Below are 18603 nucleotides of genomic sequence, written 5' to 3'. Positions count from 1 at the left end.
TAGAGTTAAAGTAATTAAACTTTAAAGTGAGAGAAAGCTTTGTTAGCTTCTGCCATACGGTGAATATCTTCTTTCTTTTTGAAAGCTGCACCTTCACCTTTGCTAGCTGCGATAATTTCGTTTGCTAATTTATCGGCCATTGTACGACCATTTCTTTCACGGCTGTAACGAATTAACCATTTTATGCTTAAAGAAGTTTTTCTATCAGCACGTACTTCTGAAGGAATTTGGAAGGTTGAACCACCAATTCTACGGCTTCTAACTTCTACGGCAGGAGTAACATTTGATAATGCTTTTTTCCAAACTTCGTATCCATCTTCGTTGGTAATTTTAGAAACTTTATCTACAGCATCGTAAAAAATAGTGATAGCTGTACTTTTTTTACCTTGCCACATTAAGTTATTAATGAAACGGGTAACCAATTTATCGTTAAAACGACCATCTGGTGCTAAAGGTAATTTCTTGGCTTGTGCTTTACGCATGGCTTAAATTATTGTAAACTTTTTAAATTATTTCTTTTTTCCTGTTGGTGCTGGTGCAGCGCCTTTTTTAGCACGCTTAGTACCATATTTACTACGGCTCTGCTTACGATCTTTAACACCTGCAGTATCTAAACTACCACGTACAATGTGGTAACGTACACCCGGTAAATCCTTTACACGACCACCACGTATCAAAACGATTGAGTGCTCTTGTAAGTTATGACCTTCACCTGGTATGTAGGCAATCACCTCAATTTTGTTTGTCAAACGCACTTTGGCTACTTTACGTAACGCAGAGTTTGGTTTTTTAGGTGTTGTTGTATAAACCCTGGTGCAAACACCACGGCGCTGTGGGCACGCGTCTAAAGCTCTTGATTTACTCTTTGCTCTGATAATTTCGCGACCTTTTCTTACTAATTGTTGTATTGTAGGCATTCTAACCTTTATTTTTTTTCGGACGGCAAAAGTAACAGAGTCTACATTATCTTCCAAATAATTTAAAGCTCTATTTTTAAAATTTAATTTTTGCAGCCCATTTTATGACTAAAAGTAATTAAAAATCAATAGTTTGTATTTGTTATCTTAAAATAAAAACACCCTGTTTTGATGTAAATATCATCAAAAATAACAGTACTTAACCTTTGTGAAACTTATATTTTGAACAACCAACCATGTCTGTCAGCCACCTCGCTGTAGCGAATTGCATCTAATTGGCGCTTAATTTCTTTAGCCACAACTGCATTTTCTACATTTAGCGCCATTTTAATATTACTACTGCCAAATTCTTTAATAGGTGCTACTGTTGCAGCAGTGCCTACACCAAATGCTTCTTTTAGCGCACCAGATTGATAAGCCAAAATCAATTCATCTATATTAATTCTTCTTTCTTCTACTTTCAAGCCCATCTCTTTTAAAATGGTTAATGCACTGCTACGTGTAACACCTTCTAAGATAGTACCTTCCTCTAGTGATGGCGTAACAGCTGTATTGTTAATTACAAAAATTACGTTCATCATACCTACCTCTTGCAGCCACTTGTGTTCAAACGCATCGGTCCACAATACTTGATCGTAACCAAGTGCTTTCGCTTCTAAAGCTGCTTTCATACTACCACCATAATTACCTGCATTTTTAGAAAAACCAACACCGCCAGGTGCAGCACGTGTGTAAGTATCCTCAATATAAATTTTCATTGGCTCAGCATAATAAGGGCCTGTAGGACTTAATATAATCATGAACTTATACATCTCACATGGTTTTACACCCAAAACGGCATCAATACCAATCATAAATGGACGGATATACAATGAATGCTCTTTTTTAGCAGGTATCCAATTGCTATCTATCTCTATCAATTTGCGCATGCCTTCTATAAAAATATCTTCAGGCACCGAAGGCATACACATTCTTGCAGCAGATTTGTTGAAGCGTTTGTAATTATCGTAAGGGCGAAAAATTGAGGCTTCACCAGCCGCATTTTTGTACGCTTTAATACCTTCAAAAATAGCTTGACCATAGTGGAAAACCGCTGTTGAAGGATCGCAAACCAAAGGTTGATAAGGCTTAATTTCTACACTTGACCATTCGCCATTTTCAAAAGTGGCTTCTAACATGTGGTCGGTAAAATATTTACCAAAAGGAATATTCTCTAAATTCAAGTCGTTCAACTTACTGCTTTCAGCTTTTGTAATTAGTATGTCCAATGCTGCCGTCATAACGTTATATATTTGGTGCAAATAAACAGAAAAATAAAAAACTAACAATCGTTAATATTCGTTGATGGACAATCAGTTTGGAAATATTCAATTGCCCGACTTTATGTTGGTTGACTTTTTTAGAGATAATTTGGTAATTGTAAATGATGTAGCCGAATTGCCCAAAATACAAGCGACAAAAGAACCTCAGCCATTGCCTGCTGAACCAATCATTGAACCAACTATAAAAAAAGCGCCTTTGCCATTACCTAAAAAATGGTTTTTAGGTGATAACCAAAAGCATATTGTGATATTGGTAAATGATATAGAAGCGGTGTATTTACGAGACGAGTGGCTACAATTTTTGAGTAATATTTTGGGAGCTTGCAAATTAAATTTAGGTGATGTCGCCATTGTTAATCATGCTAATAATCCAATGTTGTTTGCAGATTATCAACAGCAGCTAGTGCCACAACATTTTATATTGTTTGATGTGCCAACACAAAATATTCAACTGCCATTTACAGTGCCACATTATCAATTGCAGCAGTTTGGTAGTACGCAGTTTTTACTTGCGCCTTCACTAGCTTTAATGCTCGGTAATACAGATGCAGTGAAAATGGAAAAAAGCAAGCTGTGGTTGAGTTTGAAGAAGATGTTTAATATTTAGTAACCGCTGATTAATGATGATTCTAATGATGTAGCTATGATGCTATCGCAGCGAATAATCATTACTATCATTAAAATCATTCATCATAATTATAATCATGGAAAATCTTAACAATCAATTCAATCAGCGGTTAATATTAATATTCGCCACTAACAACCAACATAAAGTGGATGAAATAAAAGTGGTGATAGGTGAGCAGTTTAACGTGGTAACCTTGAAGGATGCAGGTATTGATATTGATATACACGAGCCACACGATACATTAGAAGCCAATGCAACCGAAAAATCTACCACTATTCATCGCTTAACAGGTGACAATGTATTTAGTGAAGATACAGGCTTAGAGGCTGCTGCATTAAATGGTGAGCCTGGTGTAAAAAGCGCTAGATATGCAGGCGAAGGCAGAGATTTTCAAGCAAATATTGATAAGTTACTGGTAAATCTTGAAGGCATTAGCAATAGGAAAGCCCAGTTTAGAACAGTCATTTCGTTGATATTGAACAACCAAGAATATTTGTTTGAAGGCATTTGCGAAGGCGAAATTATTGCACAGCAAAAAGGCTTAAAAGGCTTTGGCTACGATCCTGTTTTTGTGCCTAATGGTAGCAATAAAACTTTTGCCGAAATGACCATTGAAGAGAAGAATCAATTTAGTCACCGTAAAAAAGCTACAGATAAGTTGATAGCGTTTTTAGCTCTCGCTGATGTCGCAGATACCGCAGATAAAGCAATTTAATTTCTGCTATTAAGGCACATCAAAGTCGGCAAAATAAGAACAATTTCTTTCAGCGAAATCTGCGCTATCTGCGAGAAAAACAATCATAATCAATCATTCAAATCACCCATAATTAGCCGTAAAAATGGAACGAATAAAAATAAACTTACCAGAGAGTTTTTCTTTTTCTACCAAGATTCAAATTCGTATTACAGATGTAAACTATGGTGGCCATGTTGGTAACGATTCTTTCTTATCACTTATACATGAAGCAAGGCTACGGTTCTTGGCTAGCAAGGGTTTTAGCGAAATGGATGTAATGGGTGTAGGTTTAATTATGGCCGATGCTGCAATAGAATTTAAGAAAGAAATGGCTTATGGCGATACGGTAAAAATATCTGTTGCAGCTACTGGTTTTGATAGAATTGGCTTCGATTTATTTTACTTATTAGAAGTAGAAAAAGATGGTGTTACTGCTGTTGCTGGTAAAGCAAAAACAGGCATGATGTGCTTTGATTATACCAATAAAAAGAAAGCAGCGATACCTACTGCTGCTATAGAAATATTACAGTCTATTTAGTATGATAAAATACAAACTGAGTTATCAAAACTTTGTGGTGGCAAGTATCATCAGCATTGTAAGTGCTATTGTATTATTTGCAAGCAACAGTGTACTTGGTACTATACCTTTTTTCTTATTAGTCAATCATGACTTTGGTGCAACAGCCGATACAGTGCTTACTTTTATTACGCACATTGCAGAAGAAGCACAGTGGATTATTGCTGCTATCATTGTACTACTTTTTCGTAGACATTTTTTTCCTTTGTTACTGGCTGCTTTTGCTATTTCTACACTATTAGCTCAGGGCATTAAAAATGTGTTGCCAGAGCAAGCAAGGCCCTCAAAAGCCATTACAGATGCTAGCTTGTATCATTCAGTAAAAGGTATGGTATTGCACACGGTTAATAGTTTTCCATCAGGCCATACAACAGCAGCTTTTACATTGTTTCTAATAGCCTGTTTATTCATTCATAAAAAATGGATTATCCCTGTTGGCTTTGCCTATTCTTTAGCTGTTGGCTATTCAAGGGTTTACTTGGCGCAGCATTTTCCTAAAGATATTGCCGGCGGTATGTTGGTAGCAGTAATATCTGTTTGTTTTGCTGTGGTAATTCAGCAGTTAATCGTTAATAAATTTTATAAAACTAAATAAGCTATGCGAAGTCTCTGACTTCGCATTCTATATGTTCTTGCGAGTTTATAAACTCGGTTTAACATAGTAAGTAAGAGGTAAAAGACTTCGTACAGCAACAAGCAAATAATTAACAAAGCCCAGTTCTACAATAGCGCTTATATAATGCTTCGTACACTGGTACTATGTTGCTGATGTCAAACGAGCAAGCATGCTTGTAAGCAGCTTCTTTCATGGCTTGCAATGCTTCATCGTTTTGTAAAATGCTTACTGCAAATTCACTCATGGCTGCTACATCACCTACATTGGCCATAAAGCCTGTAACACCGTGAATATTAATTTCTGGCAAACCGCCCGCATTAGTGCTTATCACCACAGCTCTTGCTGCCATAGCTTCTAGTGCCGATAAACCAAAACTTTCATAATCACTAGGTAGTAAAAACAAATCGCTTACAGCCATAATTTCTTCCATTTGCTCTTGCTTGCCCACAAAGCGTACATCTTCTGCCACGCCTAGTTCACGGCTCAGTTCTTCTGCCGAGTGACGCTCAGGACCATCACCTACCATCAATAGTTTGGCAGGCATTTGTGCACGTACAGCTGCAAACACTTTTATCACATCATCTATGCGTTTTACCTTTCTAAAATTACTTGCGTGCAGTAAAATCTTCTCGCCATTTGGGGCTATTACTTTCTTAAAAGCATCAAATGGTTTTTTATCAAAACGGCTCACATCTACAAAGTTGTAAATCACTTCTATGTCCTTGGTAATGGGGAAGTTTTTGTAAGTCTCATCTTTCAAATTCTGCGATACAGCCGTAATCGCATCACTCTCATTTAACGAAAACGTAACCACAGGTTCGTAGGTTTTATCTCTACCAACTAGCGTAATATCTGTACCATGCAACGTAGTAATTACAGGTACATTTCTATCAATTTTTTGCTTGATGATTTGCTTAGCCATATACGCTGCCGATGCATGTGGTATGGCATAATGCACATGCAGCAAATCCAAATCGTAGTTCATAATTACATCTACCATGGTACTTGCAAGTGCAATCTCATAAGGTGGATAATCGAACAAAGGATAGGTGGGTACACGTACCTCGTGGTAAAAAATATTGGTATTATAAACATTCAGTCTTACAGGCTGCTGATACGTAATAAAATGTACTTGATGCCCTTTATCTGCCAACGCTTTTCCTAATTCTGTAGCCAATACACCACTACCACCAAACGTAGGGTAGCAAACAATTCCTATGCGCATATAATATTTTTTGTGGTACTAACTTTTGTTTTTCAATTAAGCTGCCGTTGCGTCGCACACTTGTACGTTCTTATCGCTATGCAGCTTTCATCGAAGCGACGTTGTAGCACATCTACAATAAACCCGCCATTTTCATTTCCACTAATTATCTGACGTACTGACACAAATCTCTACGAAGTAACAACTATTTATCCGAGCAGTTTATCCGACCATCATTTTATAAACATTTCATAACCCACCAAACCATTATCTTAGTGGCTATCATACTAACTGTATCAGTGCGATACACAATTATTTATTACATGAGAAAATACTTTCTACTGCTACTAGCCATACCTTTTATGGCGGCAGCACAAAACAACCAAGACTCGGTATTTATTAAAAAACTCAGCGACGAAATAATGCGCAACGGTAAGGCTTACGATTGGTTAAGAGAATTAACCAATCGTATTGGCGGTCGTTTGGCTGGCTCGCCACAATTTGCCAAAGCTGTACAGTGGGGCAAAAAAACAATGGAAACAACCAAGGGTGACAATGTGTTTTTACAAGAATGCATGGTACCACATTGGGTGCGTGGCGGTAAAGACAAAGTAGTTGTCACTTCAGTAAATAACAAAGCGGTAAGCAAAGCATTAGATGCTTTAGCGCTTGGTAATTCTATTGGTACAGGCTTAAAAGGCTTAACCGCAGAAGTAATTGCTTTGAATAACTTCGACGAACTAGAAAAACGTAAAGACGAGATTAAGGGCAAGATTGTGTTGTTCAACTATCCATTTAATCCTACTTATATTATCCCTAGTAAGTCTTATGGTGAGGCAGGGGCTTACAGACGTGGTGGCCCAAGTAAAGCAGCTAAATATGGTGCTGCTGCGGTTTTAACCCGCTCTTTAACAGAAGCTACTGATAACAATCCGCACACAGGTTCTACTAGTTATGATACTACTTTGCCTAAAATACCTTGCGCTGCTTTAGGTACGCAAGACGCTGACTATTTGTACAAACTAGCCACTGCCTCTAAAGTAAAAGTATCTATTACTACCAACGGTCATTTTTTACCAGATACTATTGGTCACAATGTTATTGGCGAAATAAAAGGCTCTGAGTTTCCTAATCAGTACATCACTTTTGGTGGTCACTTAGATAGTTGGGATGTAAACGAAGGTGCACATGATGATGGTACAGGTGTGGTGCAAGCGATAGAAGTAATGCGTGCCTTAGTATCTGTTGGCTACAAGCCAAAACATACCTTACGCTTTGTACTATTTGCCAATGAAGAAAATGGCTTACGTGGTGGTAACAAATATGCTGAAGCGGCTAAAGCCAATAAAGAAGAACACATATTTGCTATAGAAAGTGATGAAGGCGGTTTTACACCAAGAGGCTTTAGTGTTACAGGCACTACAGCACAATGGCAAAAAGTAAATAGCTGGTTACCATTGCTTAAACCTTATGGTACTGAAACTATAGATACAGGTGGTGGCGGTGCTGATATTGGGCCACTATACAAAACATTTAAAACTGTATTGGCAGGTTTTGTACCAGATAATCAGCGTTATTTCGATTTACACCATGCACGTACCGATGTGTTTGAAAATGTAAACAAACGTGAGTTGCTATTGGGTGCAGTAAATATTGCAGGGTTAATTTACTTAGCAGATAAATACGGTTTGTAGTTTTAAACACATAGCCACATAGATATTTAAGCGCACATAGAAATGACTATGTGCGTTTTTTGTTTGCTATTGTACCTATGTGTTTAATAGCTTACTTTGCGTGAAACGCTACACCATGAACACGAAAAAAATCATTTACACGATTGCTGGTATTTTGGTGTTAAGCTTATCTGTATTTATTTACTATCGCTTCTATTTTGTATTTGCCGAAGGCACAAAAGCAGGTCAACTTAATACCTTTCAGCGCAAGGGCTACTTGTTTAAAACTTACGAAGGTATACTGATACAAAGTGGCTTTAAAGCCAATGTACAAAGCAACGAGTTTGAGTTTAGTGTAAAAAATGAAGCCATTGCTAAAACCTTACTTGAAAATGCAGGCAAGGATATGGAATTACATTACCAACGCTACTTTGGCATACTTCCTTGGCGTGGCAATAATGTGTACGTGGTAGATAGCATTTACAATATACAAGGCGCTAGCGGCCAAAGTGTAATTAAGCCGAAATAGAGGAAAGGCAAGGAGGCAGAAAGGTAAAAAGGCAAAGAGGCAAAGAGGGTAGTGAGGCAGTGCACAGGTAAAAATAGCCAATCAATTGCAGTCACATTTATGTGACTAATACTTATAAAAAAATAATGGCTTTAGCCACAAGCATATGTTTTAAAACAAAAAATGCCAACCTATTGCGGGTTGGCATTTTTGTTTTCGCAAACCTATAAGATTTTTAAAAATCTTATAGGTTTGGATGTTTATGCACCAGGTGGTGTTTGTGTTGTAGCCGCAGCCGCTTTAGCAGAAGTGCCTTCTCTTTTTGCCAGAATATCGGCAAAATATTGTCTGCCATTATTAAGTACCGCTAAAATATTGGTGTAATAATCGGTGTTCTTTTTGGTTTTAGCCATTACCAATACATACTCTGCCAGGTTTTTATACGCCTCTAGTAATTTGGCACGTAACGCTTTGGTATCGTACACCACTGTGCTTACCGTATCGGTAGAGCGCTTATTAAACGTAGTGGTAAAATTGTTGTTAGCGGTTTCTAGGTTAATAATGTGCTTATCTAAGCCAAACAATTGTACAAAAGGCGCATTTGTAGTGCTGCGCAATTCTTTCAGTAAGTTCACTATGCCTAGGGTTTCTGCCTCAAAGTTTAGTTTCTCAAGGCCATCAAAATTGTTCAGTACAATCTTCAAGTTTTTGTAAGCTATTTGTTCTGCTTCAATGTCAGAATATTCGAACACCGATACCACCCTACGAATAGTGGTAATTTTTTTATCACGGTTGTCATCTTGGTTTAGCAGCATGGACGATTCTGCCTTTGCCTTTATTTGTACCAACGCATCGTTGTACACAGGCGATTGCGTAGTTATAGCTTGGCAGAGGGCATCAAATTCTGCATCGGTAGTGGTAATAATGCCTGCATTTTTTAAATCAGTTAAATAGCGAACAATAAACTGACCAGTTTCTACATAATGTAGTTGAGAAAGAGAGATGGGATACAATTTCATGATTTACTTTTTTTGAGTGTTTAAATTTGTTTACATAATCTAAAATAAATCTATTTCTCTAAAAACAAACCATACGAATACCGTATTTGTAAATTTTAAACACATTTTAAGGTTTTTGCTTTTGACAAATAGGTTTTCCGCCCTCATCGTACAAATCGTCACCTCGTTAAACCCCTTCAACAGGCTGTCGCAAGTTGCAGGAAGCAATTCAACCCCTTGAACAGGCTGTCGCAAGTTGCAGGAAGCAATTCAACCCCTTGAACAGGCTGCCGAGAGTTGCAGGAAACAATTCAACCCCTTGAACGGGCTGCCGCAAGTTGCAGGAAACAATTCAACCCCTTGAACGGGCTGCCGCAAGTTGCAGGAAGCCATTCAACCCTTTGAACAGGCTGCCGCAAGTTGCAGGAAGCAATTCAACTCCTTGAACAGGCTGCCGAGAGTTGCAGGAAGCTATTCAACCACTTGAACAGGCTGCTGAAATTTAAGAATAGGGGATTTTTGAAGGAATAGGGTGTGTTGTACATAACCAACAATACAAAATGTACAATTAGGGCATTGACGCTATAACAATACAAAAAGTATAACGCTAAAACCATGGTAATCAATGGTGAAATTTTAGTTGATATTGTGTGGAGTAGTGTCTATTTTCAAGTTAGCCGTCATTGTACAGCGACACCCTGCAAAACATTGAAAAGCACTTAGTTTGTTTGAATAATTTCATTGTAGATTTCCTCAAAATCCTTGCCCTTATGCTTTTGCCATAGTGTAGAAAATTTTATTTCTATGTTTTTTAAAAGTTGAATACATAAGGCTTTATCATCTTCGGACAAATCACTCATAAGCAATTTTGCATTTTTAAATATTTTTAAGTTGGTGGCTTCAATAGCTTTTTCACCTTTAGTGGTTAGTTCAATTCGTTTACTTCGTTTGTCTTCTTTATCGTCGCTTTCTTTTATCAAGCCTCTGTTTTTAAGCCGTGTGAGCATATCTGTACCACTACTCAATTCTAATAGGTTGGCATATATCAAGTCTGTTTTTCGTGGATTGGTTTCTAATTTTATGGTTTGTAAAATACCGTATTCTTCAATTTGATTTAGTTCAGAGCCTTTTAAGGCAAGGTTTGCATAATTTGTATTGAGTTTTTGTATTCTGCCAATAATTTTTAGCAACAAGCCATCATTGAAAGAGGGCACAACGCCACCTACCATTTTACCTTTTATTTTTTGTTGCTCTTGCTTGGCTAAATAGTGTCTGCAAAAATCTTCAATACTTCCTTTTGGGTGCTTTTCTTCAAACGCACCCCAGCTATTTACGAGTTCTATTGTCTTGTTCATTAATACTTTATTACGTTTTCGTTGCAAATATAAAAATAATAGAACGAAAACTTGTTTATTGTTTCGTAAACGTTTTATATTTGCATTTTAAATAACGATAACGAAATAAAAAAATGAAAAAAATAATTGTGTTTGGTGCCACAGGTGGCACAGGAAAATTGGTAACAAAGCAAGCCTTACAATTGGGGCATAAGGTTACAGTGATAGTTAGAAATCCTATTGCTTTTGATGTGAAACATCAAAATTTAAACATCATCAAAGGCGATGTATTTGAATTGGCAACTTTTGAAAATGCTCTAAAAGATAAAGATGTAGTAGTGTCTTGCTTGGGTATTCAAAAAAGAGAGCCTACTACTGTTTATTCAGATGGTGTTTCTAATATCATTACAGCGATGGAAAGCCACAATGTAAATCGTATTATCTGCCTTTCGGCAGGTGCAGTAATTGTGCCACCAAAGGGCAGTTTTATAACAAAGTTTTTCATTAAAAATATTTTGCAAAAAATATTCAAATACTTGTATGCTGATATGTTGGTGATGGAAAAAATATTGAAAACAACAACTTTGAATTATACCATAGTAAGACCACCTTGGTTGAGAGATACCAAACATACGGGTATTTATAGAGTGGCTATAAATGAGCATTTGAAGAGCCCTACAAAAATTTCAAGGGCAGACCTTGCCGATTATATTGTGGGACATTTAGCCGATGAAAACACTTTTCAATCAACCGTTGAACTTTCTTACTAAAATTAAAAACTCAAATGAAAAATATATTTATTGCGATTTTATTTATCGCTATTCATACAAAATCTTTTAGCCAAAATGTTGGGTCTATAAAAGGCAAAATAATTGAACAAATCACTAAACAGCCAATCGTTGGTGCAAATGTAGTTATTCAAAGTATTAACAAAGGAACTGTTACTGATACTTTGGGCAACTTTTCTATCAATAATATTGCCGAAGGTAATTATACTTTAATGATTACTAATGTTGGCTTTCAGCAAAAAATGATTAATGATGTAATTGTAGTAAGAGAAAAGGTTTACTATGCTGAAATTGAATTAGCTGATGCCGTTTCAGCTTTGGGTGCAGTTACTGTAAAGGCTTTTAAAAATGAAAATTTAAAATCAATGCCTGTCTCTACTTACTCATTTTCGAGAGAAGAAATAAGCAGAAATCCAGGTGCCCAAGGCGATATTTTTAGAGCCATTGGCATATTGCCAGGTGTGAGCAGTAGTGGTGGACAGTTTAGTGCCATTGCTGTTAGAGGGCAAGGCATACGAGACAATGTGTACATGGTTGATGATATTCCAATGTTTGAAGTATCTCATTTAGAAGGTTCGTCAAGTGGCTTTAATGACCCAAACGGTGGACGTTTCAGCATTTTTGCCCCAAGAGTGGTGGACAATGCGGTGTTTCAAGGTGGTGGATTTTCATCTCAATTTGGTAGAAAAAGTTCATCATATTTGGGCTTAGGCATTAAAGAAGGGAATAAAAAAGCTTCAACAATTAGTGGGCAGTTTGACTTATTGGGTGCTACACTTATTTACGATGGACCAATGACAAAAACAACCAGTGTATTTGCCACAGCAAGGTATCAAAATTTTACTTTGCTTAAAAAAGTAGTAGGCTTAAAAAATATTGGCTTGCCCATTTATGGTGATTATATGATAAAAACAAGCACTCAAATAAATGCAAAAAATAAAATTACTTTTATTGCAATCTATAACCCTGAAACCTATGATAAAACAATAAGTGATGTTATAGAAAGCGACAAAGTAGAAGACATCAGTATAGTAAAAACCATTAACAATAAGGCTTTGATAGGTTTTAATTTGAGAACATTGCTATCTAAAAATAGTGTTGTAAAACACATATTGTATTACCGAAACCTTACCAGCAATAATGCAATTGGTTCATCATCGCCAAATGCAAATGCCGATGGAACATTTGTCAATAAAAATAATATTGGTTTTGAAAGCGAGTTAAAAACGATAAAAAATAACCAAACTGAAATTGGCTATCGTTCAATTTTTACCCAACGTTTTAAAAATTCTACCTTAATTGCAGGTATTGATTTTGCCAATGTAAGTATAGATTATGCAAGAGATTTAAAACATACCGATACGCTGTATAACTTTACTGCACAAGATTTTAGACCCACCTCAACACAGTATTATGTGGTGTTGCAACCTCAATATTTCAATGCAACTTTTAAAGACAATGCCTACAATGCTTCTGCTTATTTGGATTATTCTTTTACCGCATTTAAAAAACTTACATTCAATGCAGGGCTACGTTATGACTATACAGGCTTTGCCAAACAACATACCATTTCGCCGAGATTAAGTGGCAGTTTGCCGATAACAAACCAAAGCACTATCAATTTTGCAACAGGCATATTTTACCAAGACCCATTATTAACAGACATTGCAGATCAAAGTAACAAAAACACCTTAAAAAATGAACGAACAACCCAATACATTTTAGGCTACAAAAATTACTTTGCCAGCGATTTAAAAATAGTTGTTGAAACCTATTACAAACAGTTTGATAATCTTGTTACAAGACCATTCAGTGGACAAAGCATTTTAAATAATGAAGGAACAGGTAAAGCATATGGTATTGACATAAATCTCACAAAAAGATTATCAGAAAAATATTATGGGCAAGTTGGGTATTCTTATTCTCAATCAAAAAGAAATGATAATAACAGACAAGGTGAATACAATTACACATACAGCCAGCCACAAATTTTTAGTTTATTAGCCAGTTATAAGCCAAATGATAAATGGGTTTTTTCTACAAAATTTCGTTATGCCACAGGCAGACCCACAGACAGCTATATCATACATAACAACGTTTTCAACGACATTAATTATAACCGATTTTCACAAGAATATATTGGCAAAAATGCAGACAGATTAAATGATTTTATCAGTTTTGATGTACGAGCAGATTATAGAATACAAATTAAGAAAAATTCTATAACAGCCTTTATAGACATTGTAGATTTATTTAACCGTTTCAATCAAAGTTCAGAAGCGTTTCAACCCATTACAGGTAAAACTTACTTTGACGGCTTGGCAATTTTTCCAAGTTTTGGGGTTAGGTTAGAAAGATAGCGATGATAGTTAATGAGAAAAATAACGAAGGGCTAACAGCGGTTTTGTAAAAAAGCGAGACTTTTATTCGCTTTTGTAAGCATATCTAGCAAGCACTTTTACTCTGCCAATGTTAGTATGTAGAGTTGGTAATGTGCTGCAAGCATACCACCAACATTCTTTCCGCCTTTGTTGGTATGTCGGGTAGGCTACTTTAGTAAAACATCCTATAAATAATCCTACAAAACATTAAACAACTACCTACTACTGCGTGTTAAGCGACTAAAAGTTGCCTGCACATGTACGACAAATTAGGACAGTATTTTAAGCGCCGAACTATAATTGACGAGCCGACATTGGAACTCATTTTTTCGCACTTTAGTGTTTTAAAAACAAAGCGTAACCAAATTTTACTACGAGAAGGGGATATTTGCAGAGACTATTATTTTGTAAATAAGGGCTGCCTTAGGCTGTTTACCTACAACAACGAAGGCATAGAAGCCACTAGATATTTTGCATTTGAAGGTGCTTTCGGTACGGCTTTACCAAGCCTGATAGAACAAACACCTGCCTTTGAATTTGTACAGACGATTGAGCCATCAGAATTACTCAAAATTTCAAGAGACAGTTTTTTTTATTTGGTAGATACAGTACCACCATTTGCAAAAGTTTACAGATTAATTTTAGAAATGGGATTCATTACCGCACAAAAACGGATTTATGGCTTTCAGGGTTTTGATGCTATGGAAAAAGTAAAATGGGTAATGAACTACCAGCCTGACTTCTTGGTTAGGGTTTCTAACAAAATGGCTGCCTCGTACTTAGGTATTACACCCGCCACTTTAAGCAGATTAAAATCGAAATTATAGTATGTACACCTGCCCAAAATGTGAACGAGAACTGCGCAATCCTAACCAATGGCATAACTGCGTAAAGGTTAGTATTGACAGCCTGTTTGAAGGTAAAGCCGAAGAATTGGTGTTTGTATTTGACAAGCTACTTGCAGAAATTGTGGATTGGGAAAAAGTTGCCGTGAGCGCTACTAAAAACTGTATTGTATTTGTACACAACCAAACGTTTCTCATTATCAGACCAATGAAAAAAGCATTGGACTTAAAGTTTTATTCAGCCATACAGCAAGAAGAAGAACCCATTGTAAAGAGTATTTTGTATTCGGGTAAATACGAAAATCATATACGCGTTGCTACTTTGGAAGACGTAACACCAGTAGTTTATAATTACATCAAGCAATCATATTTACTACTATAAAATTAAAACATGAACAACATAAATTACGGTTTTGACGCGCCAGGTATTATGCGTAATCTGATAGGTTTTGGTGCATTGGTATTGGTTATTGGGCTGGCATTGCCATTATATTCTACCAATACCATTCTGCAATACTTCTGCTATTTTGTAAGTGTATTTGGGTCAGTTTTTTTTCTGCTTGGTATAGCCATGTTTGCCTATGGTCTTAAAGGCAAATACAGAACGAGAGATTTGATGCTCTCAAAAATTAAGTGGCAGGGCAACGAAATGGTGTTAGATATTGGTACAGGACAAGGGCTTTTAATGAATGGCGCAGCAAAGTATTTAACCACAGGAAAAGCAATAGGTATAGATATTTGGAGCAGCAAAGACCTATCAGATAATAGCATCAATAAAACATTAGCAAATGCTGAACTTGAAGGCGTAAAAGATAAAATAGATATTAGAAATGAAGATGCAAGAAGCTTAACATTTGCTGACAACTCATTTGATGTAGTGCTTTCGTTGCTATGTATTCATAATATTGAACCAAAGGCAGATCAAGAAAAAGCCTGTTTCGAAATTGCAAGAGTTTTAAAACCGAATGGCACTGCTTTAATAGGCGATTATGTGCCAACAACAGATTATGTCAAAGCATTTACCAAAGCAGGCTTAATAGTAAAAAGTTCAAAGCCCTATTTTACCACCGCCTACGCTTTAATGTGGATTGTGGAAGTAACAAAATCCTGATTGAGAGAAAACATTGACTTATAACAACGTTTAACAAATCTTCGCCCAGCAACTTTGCTGAAATTTAAAAAAATAAAAATGAAATTAGCACACAACAAAATTCTTATTACAGGCGGTGCAAGTGGCATTGGCTTAGGCCTTACAGAAGGGTTTTTACAGGAAAACAATACAGTTATTATTTGTGGAAGAAGAGAAGATGTACTAAAAGAAGTTACGGACAAATTTCCTTCGGTAATTGCCAAACAATGTGATTTATCTGTGGAAGAAGATCGTATAGCGTTGTATCAATGGATTGCTGAACATCATAGCGACTTGAATGTTTTGGTAAACAATGCGGGTATTCAAAATTGGATGAATATTGCTGATGATGAATTTTACAATAAAGCAGTGAATGAAATTACCACAAACGTTATTGCACCTATTCATTTGGTTAATCTTTTTATTAATCTACCATCGCTAAACACTATTATCAACGTAACCTCAGGTTTGTCGTTTCTACCACTTGCAAAAGTGCCAGTTTATTCTGCAACAAAAGCATTTTTCCATTCCTTTACGCTTTCACTACGATACCTTTTGCAATCGAAGAACATTGAGGTAATAGAGATGATACCGCCAGCATTAAATACAGATTTAGGAGGCAAAGGTTTACATGATGGGCAGCCACCAGTAATCGCATTTGTAGATGCAGTGTTTAACCAAATAAAAGAAGGTAAAACAGAAGTAACTTTTGGTTTTAGTGAAATAGTAGCAAATGCAAATCCAGAAGCTATTCGTGAAGTGTTTAATAAAATGAATCCATAGTTTGGTTTTGAAAAACGTTGATTTAGAACAACGTTTAGATTTTTCGGCTCTTGCAATTTTGCTGAAAATAAAAAATTATGCCATCACTACACACCATTAGTATTACAGTAAAAGACTTAGCTAAGTCGCTTGCTTTCTATCGCACTTTAGGGCTTGCTATTCCTGAAGGGCAAGAGAACGAACACCACGTTGAGTACACTTCTGAAAATGGTTATAGCATTGGTTTTATTCCAGAAACTACCATGCTATACACAAACCCAAACTGGAAAGCGCCAACAGGCGACAATAGAATTGGGCTACAATTTGCTTGTAGTTCACCAGCGGAAGTAAATGATACTTACGCCAAATTGATGGCCGCAGGTTACACGTCTTTTAAAGAACCTTGGGATGCATTTTGGGGTCAGCGCTTTGCACAAGTAATAGACCCAGATGGTAACAACGTTGGGTTGTTTGCAGAACTTTAAAACGAAAGCCACGAATTAAACTCGTGGCTTTTAGTTTTTCGACATTGTTGTTATGTAGTGAAGGCCACTTAGGTAAAAGACACTATGAAGGCGGCAAAATTGCCATAGTTTGCATTAAATAATTGGTTTTTAACAGCCGATGTAATGGTTTAATACCGTTACAATGCCTAATTTGCAGCCTCAACGTTCAAAAAAATTCAGATTATGTCTCAAAAATTTGATTTCGCAATGATTGGCCTTGGCGTGATGGGCCGTAATTTATTATACAACATGGCCGACAACGGATTTGCCGTTGTGGGTTTTAATAAAAGTGCCGAAAAGTTAAAAGCTTTAGAAGACGGCGCAACACCCGGTACAAAAGTTAAAGGTGTTACGTCTATGCAAGAAATGGTTGACTTGCTAGCAGTGCCTCGTAAAATAGTGTTGCTAGTGCCAGCAGGTGCACCAGTAGATGAAGTTTTGGCTTTGCTACAACCATTGTTGCAAAAAGACGATGTAATTATAGATGCAGGTAACTCGCATTACACAGATACAATGCGTAGAATGAAAGAACAAGCAGAATTAGGCTTTCACTTTATGGGCATGGGTGTTTCTGGTGGTGAAGAAGGTGCAAGACGTGGCCCAAGCATTATGCCAGGTGGCGATAGAAGTGCTTACGATAATGTTGCCCCAGTACTAAAAGCCATTGCTGCAAAAGCTGATGGCGAACCATGTGTAGATTATATGGGTAAAGGTGCTGCTGGTCACTATGTAAAAATGGTACACAACGGTATTGAGTATGCCATTATGCAAATATTAGCTGAGGTTTACGATGTATTAAAACGTGGTAAACAATTTACAAATGCTGAATTGCACGAGATATTTAACAAATGGAATCAAGGCGATTTGCAGTCTTTCTTAATGGAAATTACTGCAGATGTTTTCTTGCAAAAAGATGATAAAGGCGAAGGCGATTTAGTAGATAAAATACTAGATGTAGCTGGTAGCAAGGGTACTGGTAAATGGACGTCTCAAAGCGCTATGGATATGGGGGTTGCAATACCTGTAATTGATGCGGCAGTAAGTATGCGTAATATTTCTAGCTTAAAAGAAGAACGTGTTGCTGCTTCTAAATTATACGAAGCTTTAGATCATACTATTCCTACAGATAAAGAAGTATTAATACAACAAGTACATGACGCTTTATACAGTTCAATCATCATTTGCTATGCACAAGGTTTAGCGATGTTGCAAAAAGCATCTGTAGAATTAGATATGGAGATTCCATTACAAGATGCAGTGAAAGTATGGCGTGCTGGTTGCATTATTCGTTCATCTATGTTAGGTGTGTTTTACAATGTATGTAACAACAACCCTGGCATTAGCAATATTTTATTAGCACCAGAAATTGTAGAATTAGTTAAAACTAAAATAACAGGCTTAAGAAGCACTGTATTATCTGCAACTATTGCTGGTATACCTTCAATGGGCTTAGGCAATGCATTAGGTTATTTTGATGCATTTATTACCGAAAGATTACCATTGAACTTAACACAATCTCAAAGAGACTTTTTTGGTGCACATACTTACAAACGTATTGACGTAGATGGTGTTTTCCATACGCAATGGTTTTCATCAACAGCACAATAAATTCAGTTGTCATGCTGAGGAACGAAGCATCTGCTTAATTAGGTTAGCTTCTTCGTACCTCAGAATGACAT

General features: G+C 36.6%; 20 protein-coding genes. 14 read left to right on the top strand and 6 right to left on the bottom strand.

The genetic code is table 11. The features are described from left to right. Nucleotides 1–14: 14 nt before the first annotated feature. The 3 genes from rpsG to ACT9TX_RS04690 form a co-directional block, all read right to left on the bottom strand. The gene (rpsG, locus tag ACT9TX_RS04700) at nucleotides 15–482 is read right to left on the bottom strand and encodes a 30S ribosomal protein S7 (protein WP_481337066.1); all 468 of its coding nucleotides are present in this window, start codon (nucleotides 480–482) and stop codon (nucleotides 15–17) included. A gap of 27 nt (nucleotides 483–509) precedes the next feature. Continuing rightward, on the bottom strand, nucleotides 510–917 hold the full coding sequence (gene rpsL / locus ACT9TX_RS04695) for a 30S ribosomal protein S12 (RefSeq protein WP_481337065.1): 408 nt from the start codon (nucleotides 915–917) through the stop codon (nucleotides 510–512). A gap of 215 nt (nucleotides 918–1132) precedes the next feature. Then, nucleotides 1133–2197: a branched-chain amino acid aminotransferase gene (locus ACT9TX_RS04690; RefSeq protein WP_481337064.1), complete on the bottom strand. Its 1065-nt coding sequence runs from the start codon at nucleotides 2195–2197 to the stop codon at nucleotides 1133–1135. A gap of 64 nt (nucleotides 2198–2261) precedes the next feature. On the opposite strand from ACT9TX_RS04690, the gene ACT9TX_RS04685 reads away from it, so the two are divergent. From ACT9TX_RS04685 to ACT9TX_RS04670, 4 genes are all read left to right on the top strand, one after another. Continuing rightward, nucleotides 2262–2846: a hypothetical protein gene (locus ACT9TX_RS04685; protein WP_481337063.1), complete on the top strand. Its 585-nt coding sequence runs from the start codon at nucleotides 2262–2264 to the stop codon at nucleotides 2844–2846. Between the two features lie 97 nt (nucleotides 2847–2943). Beyond that, nucleotides 2944–3582, top strand: coding sequence for an RdgB/HAM1 family non-canonical purine NTP pyrophosphatase (gene rdgB / locus ACT9TX_RS04680; RefSeq protein ID WP_481337062.1), 639 nt, complete (start codon nucleotides 2944–2946; stop codon nucleotides 3580–3582). Nucleotides 3583–3706: 124 nt separating this feature from the next. Further along, entirely contained in the window at nucleotides 3707–4141 is a 435-nt protein-coding gene (locus ACT9TX_RS04675; RefSeq protein WP_481337061.1) for an acyl-CoA thioesterase, read from the top strand. A 1-nt stretch (nucleotide 4142) separates the two neighbouring features. After that, nucleotides 4143–4775 (top strand): phosphatase PAP2 family protein, encoded by a 633-nt coding sequence (locus tag ACT9TX_RS04670; protein WP_481337060.1) that lies wholly within the window; start codon nucleotides 4143–4145, stop codon nucleotides 4773–4775. A gap of 109 nt (nucleotides 4776–4884) precedes the next feature. Here ACT9TX_RS04670 and bshA read toward each other — a convergent pair whose 3' ends face one another. After that, on the bottom strand, nucleotides 4885–6021 hold the full coding sequence (bshA, locus tag ACT9TX_RS04665; protein ID WP_481337059.1) for an N-acetyl-alpha-D-glucosaminyl L-malate synthase BshA: 1137 nt from the start codon (nucleotides 6019–6021) through the stop codon (nucleotides 4885–4887). Between the two features lie 302 nt (nucleotides 6022–6323). Here bshA and ACT9TX_RS04660 point away from each other — a divergent pair, with 302 nt between their 5' ends. Beyond that, a complete protein-coding gene (locus ACT9TX_RS04660) occupies nucleotides 6324–7694 on the top strand; it encodes a M20/M25/M40 family metallo-hydrolase (protein WP_481337058.1) in 1371 nt (456 codons plus the stop codon). A 115-nt stretch (nucleotides 7695–7809) separates the two neighbouring features. Beyond that, nucleotides 7810–8202 (top strand): hypothetical protein, encoded by a 393-nt coding sequence (locus ACT9TX_RS04655; RefSeq protein WP_481337057.1) that lies wholly within the window; start codon nucleotides 7810–7812, stop codon nucleotides 8200–8202. Nucleotides 8203–8441: 239 nt separating this feature from the next. Here the strand turns inward: ACT9TX_RS04655 and ACT9TX_RS04650 are convergent, their stop codons facing one another. After that, complete coding sequence (locus ACT9TX_RS04650; RefSeq protein ID WP_481337056.1) at nucleotides 8442–9200, bottom strand: DUF6261 family protein; 759 nt, start codon at nucleotides 9198–9200, stop codon at nucleotides 8442–8444. Nucleotides 9201–9898: 698 nt separating this feature from the next. Continuing rightward, on the bottom strand, nucleotides 9899–10534 hold the full coding sequence (locus tag ACT9TX_RS04645) for a MarR family winged helix-turn-helix transcriptional regulator (protein WP_481337055.1): 636 nt from the start codon (nucleotides 10532–10534) through the stop codon (nucleotides 9899–9901). Between the two features lie 113 nt (nucleotides 10535–10647). Between ACT9TX_RS04645 and ACT9TX_RS04640 the strand changes: the two genes are divergently transcribed. The 8 genes from ACT9TX_RS04640 (at nucleotide 10648) to gndA (ending at nucleotide 18532) form a co-directional block, all read left to right on the top strand. Further along, entirely contained in the window at nucleotides 10648–11283 is a 636-nt protein-coding gene (locus ACT9TX_RS04640) for an NAD(P)-dependent oxidoreductase (protein ID WP_481337054.1), read from the top strand. Between the two features lie 14 nt (nucleotides 11284–11297). Then, on the top strand, nucleotides 11298–13661 hold the full coding sequence (locus ACT9TX_RS04635; RefSeq protein WP_481337053.1) for a TonB-dependent receptor: 2364 nt from the start codon (nucleotides 11298–11300) through the stop codon (nucleotides 13659–13661). Nucleotides 13662–13939: 278 nt separating this feature from the next. Then, nucleotides 13940–14509: a Crp/Fnr family transcriptional regulator gene (locus ACT9TX_RS04630; protein WP_481337052.1), complete on the top strand. Its 570-nt coding sequence runs from the start codon at nucleotides 13940–13942 to the stop codon at nucleotides 14507–14509. A gap of 1 nt (nucleotide 14510) precedes the next feature. After that, entirely contained in the window at nucleotides 14511–14909 is a 399-nt protein-coding gene (locus ACT9TX_RS04625; protein WP_481337051.1) for a DUF5655 domain-containing protein, read from the top strand. Nucleotides 14910–14918: 9 nt separating this feature from the next. Further along, on the top strand, nucleotides 14919–15638 hold the full coding sequence (locus ACT9TX_RS04620; RefSeq protein WP_481337050.1) for a class I SAM-dependent methyltransferase: 720 nt from the start codon (nucleotides 14919–14921) through the stop codon (nucleotides 15636–15638). A gap of 78 nt (nucleotides 15639–15716) precedes the next feature. Beyond that, the gene (locus ACT9TX_RS04615; protein ID WP_481337049.1) at nucleotides 15717–16439 is read left to right on the top strand and encodes an SDR family oxidoreductase; all 723 of its coding nucleotides are present in this window, start codon (nucleotides 15717–15719) and stop codon (nucleotides 16437–16439) included. Between the two features lie 77 nt (nucleotides 16440–16516). Continuing rightward, nucleotides 16517–16903: a VOC family protein gene (locus tag ACT9TX_RS04610; protein ID WP_481337048.1), complete on the top strand. Its 387-nt coding sequence runs from the start codon at nucleotides 16517–16519 to the stop codon at nucleotides 16901–16903. 204 nt (nucleotides 16904–17107) lie between these two features. After that, complete coding sequence (gene gndA, locus ACT9TX_RS04605; RefSeq protein ID WP_481337047.1) at nucleotides 17108–18532, top strand: NADP-dependent phosphogluconate dehydrogenase; 1425 nt, start codon at nucleotides 17108–17110, stop codon at nucleotides 18530–18532. The last annotated feature ends 71 nt before the right edge of the window (nucleotides 18533–18603 follow it).

The organism is Parasediminibacterium sp. HNIBRBA5674, from assembly GCF_056745525.1.
The sequence above is the reverse complement of the archived record's forward strand: the minus strand, read 5'-3'. Positions and strand labels throughout refer to the sequence as shown.

What these genes read in the sequence shown, in the direction of transcription:
- rpsG (WP_481337066.1), bottom strand. Translation starts at nt 482, where the DNA reads ATGCGTAAAGCACAAGCCAAGAAATTACCTTTAGCACCAGATGGTCGT.
- rpsL (WP_481337065.1), bottom strand. Translation starts at nt 917, where the DNA reads ATGCCTACAATACAACAATTAGTAAGAAAAGGTCGCGAAATTATCAGA.
- ACT9TX_RS04690 (WP_481337064.1), bottom strand. Translation starts at nt 2,197, where the DNA reads ATGACGGCAGCATTGGACATACTAATTACAAAAGCTGAAAGCAGTAAG.
- ACT9TX_RS04685 (WP_481337063.1), top strand. Translation starts at nt 2,262, where the DNA reads ATGGACAATCAGTTTGGAAATATTCAATTGCCCGACTTTATGTTGGTT.
- rdgB (WP_481337062.1), top strand. Translation starts at nt 2,944, where the DNA reads ATGGAAAATCTTAACAATCAATTCAATCAGCGGTTAATATTAATATTC.
- ACT9TX_RS04675 (WP_481337061.1), top strand. Translation starts at nt 3,707, where the DNA reads ATGGAACGAATAAAAATAAACTTACCAGAGAGTTTTTCTTTTTCTACC.
- ACT9TX_RS04670 (WP_481337060.1), top strand. Translation starts at nt 4,143, where the DNA reads ATGATAAAATACAAACTGAGTTATCAAAACTTTGTGGTGGCAAGTATC.
- bshA (WP_481337059.1), bottom strand. Translation starts at nt 6,021, where the DNA reads ATGCGCATAGGAATTGTTTGCTACCCTACGTTTGGTGGTAGTGGTGTA.
- ACT9TX_RS04660 (WP_481337058.1), top strand. Translation starts at nt 6,324, where the DNA reads ATGAGAAAATACTTTCTACTGCTACTAGCCATACCTTTTATGGCGGCA.
- ACT9TX_RS04655 (WP_481337057.1), top strand. Translation starts at nt 7,810, where the DNA reads ATGAACACGAAAAAAATCATTTACACGATTGCTGGTATTTTGGTGTTA.
- ACT9TX_RS04650 (WP_481337056.1), bottom strand. Translation starts at nt 9,200, where the DNA reads ATGAAATTGTATCCCATCTCTCTTTCTCAACTACATTATGTAGAAACT.
- ACT9TX_RS04645 (WP_481337055.1), bottom strand. Translation starts at nt 10,534, where the DNA reads ATGAACAAGACAATAGAACTCGTAAATAGCTGGGGTGCGTTTGAAGAA.
- ACT9TX_RS04640 (WP_481337054.1), top strand. Translation starts at nt 10,648, where the DNA reads ATGAAAAAAATAATTGTGTTTGGTGCCACAGGTGGCACAGGAAAATTG.
- ACT9TX_RS04635 (WP_481337053.1), top strand. Translation starts at nt 11,298, where the DNA reads ATGAAAAATATATTTATTGCGATTTTATTTATCGCTATTCATACAAAA.
- ACT9TX_RS04630 (WP_481337052.1), top strand. Translation starts at nt 13,940, where the DNA reads ATGTACGACAAATTAGGACAGTATTTTAAGCGCCGAACTATAATTGAC.
- ACT9TX_RS04625 (WP_481337051.1), top strand. Translation starts at nt 14,511, where the DNA reads ATGTACACCTGCCCAAAATGTGAACGAGAACTGCGCAATCCTAACCAA.
- ACT9TX_RS04620 (WP_481337050.1), top strand. Translation starts at nt 14,919, where the DNA reads ATGAACAACATAAATTACGGTTTTGACGCGCCAGGTATTATGCGTAAT.
- ACT9TX_RS04615 (WP_481337049.1), top strand. Translation starts at nt 15,717, where the DNA reads ATGAAATTAGCACACAACAAAATTCTTATTACAGGCGGTGCAAGTGGC.
- ACT9TX_RS04610 (WP_481337048.1), top strand. Translation starts at nt 16,517, where the DNA reads ATGCCATCACTACACACCATTAGTATTACAGTAAAAGACTTAGCTAAG.
- gndA (WP_481337047.1), top strand. Translation starts at nt 17,108, where the DNA reads ATGTCTCAAAAATTTGATTTCGCAATGATTGGCCTTGGCGTGATGGGC.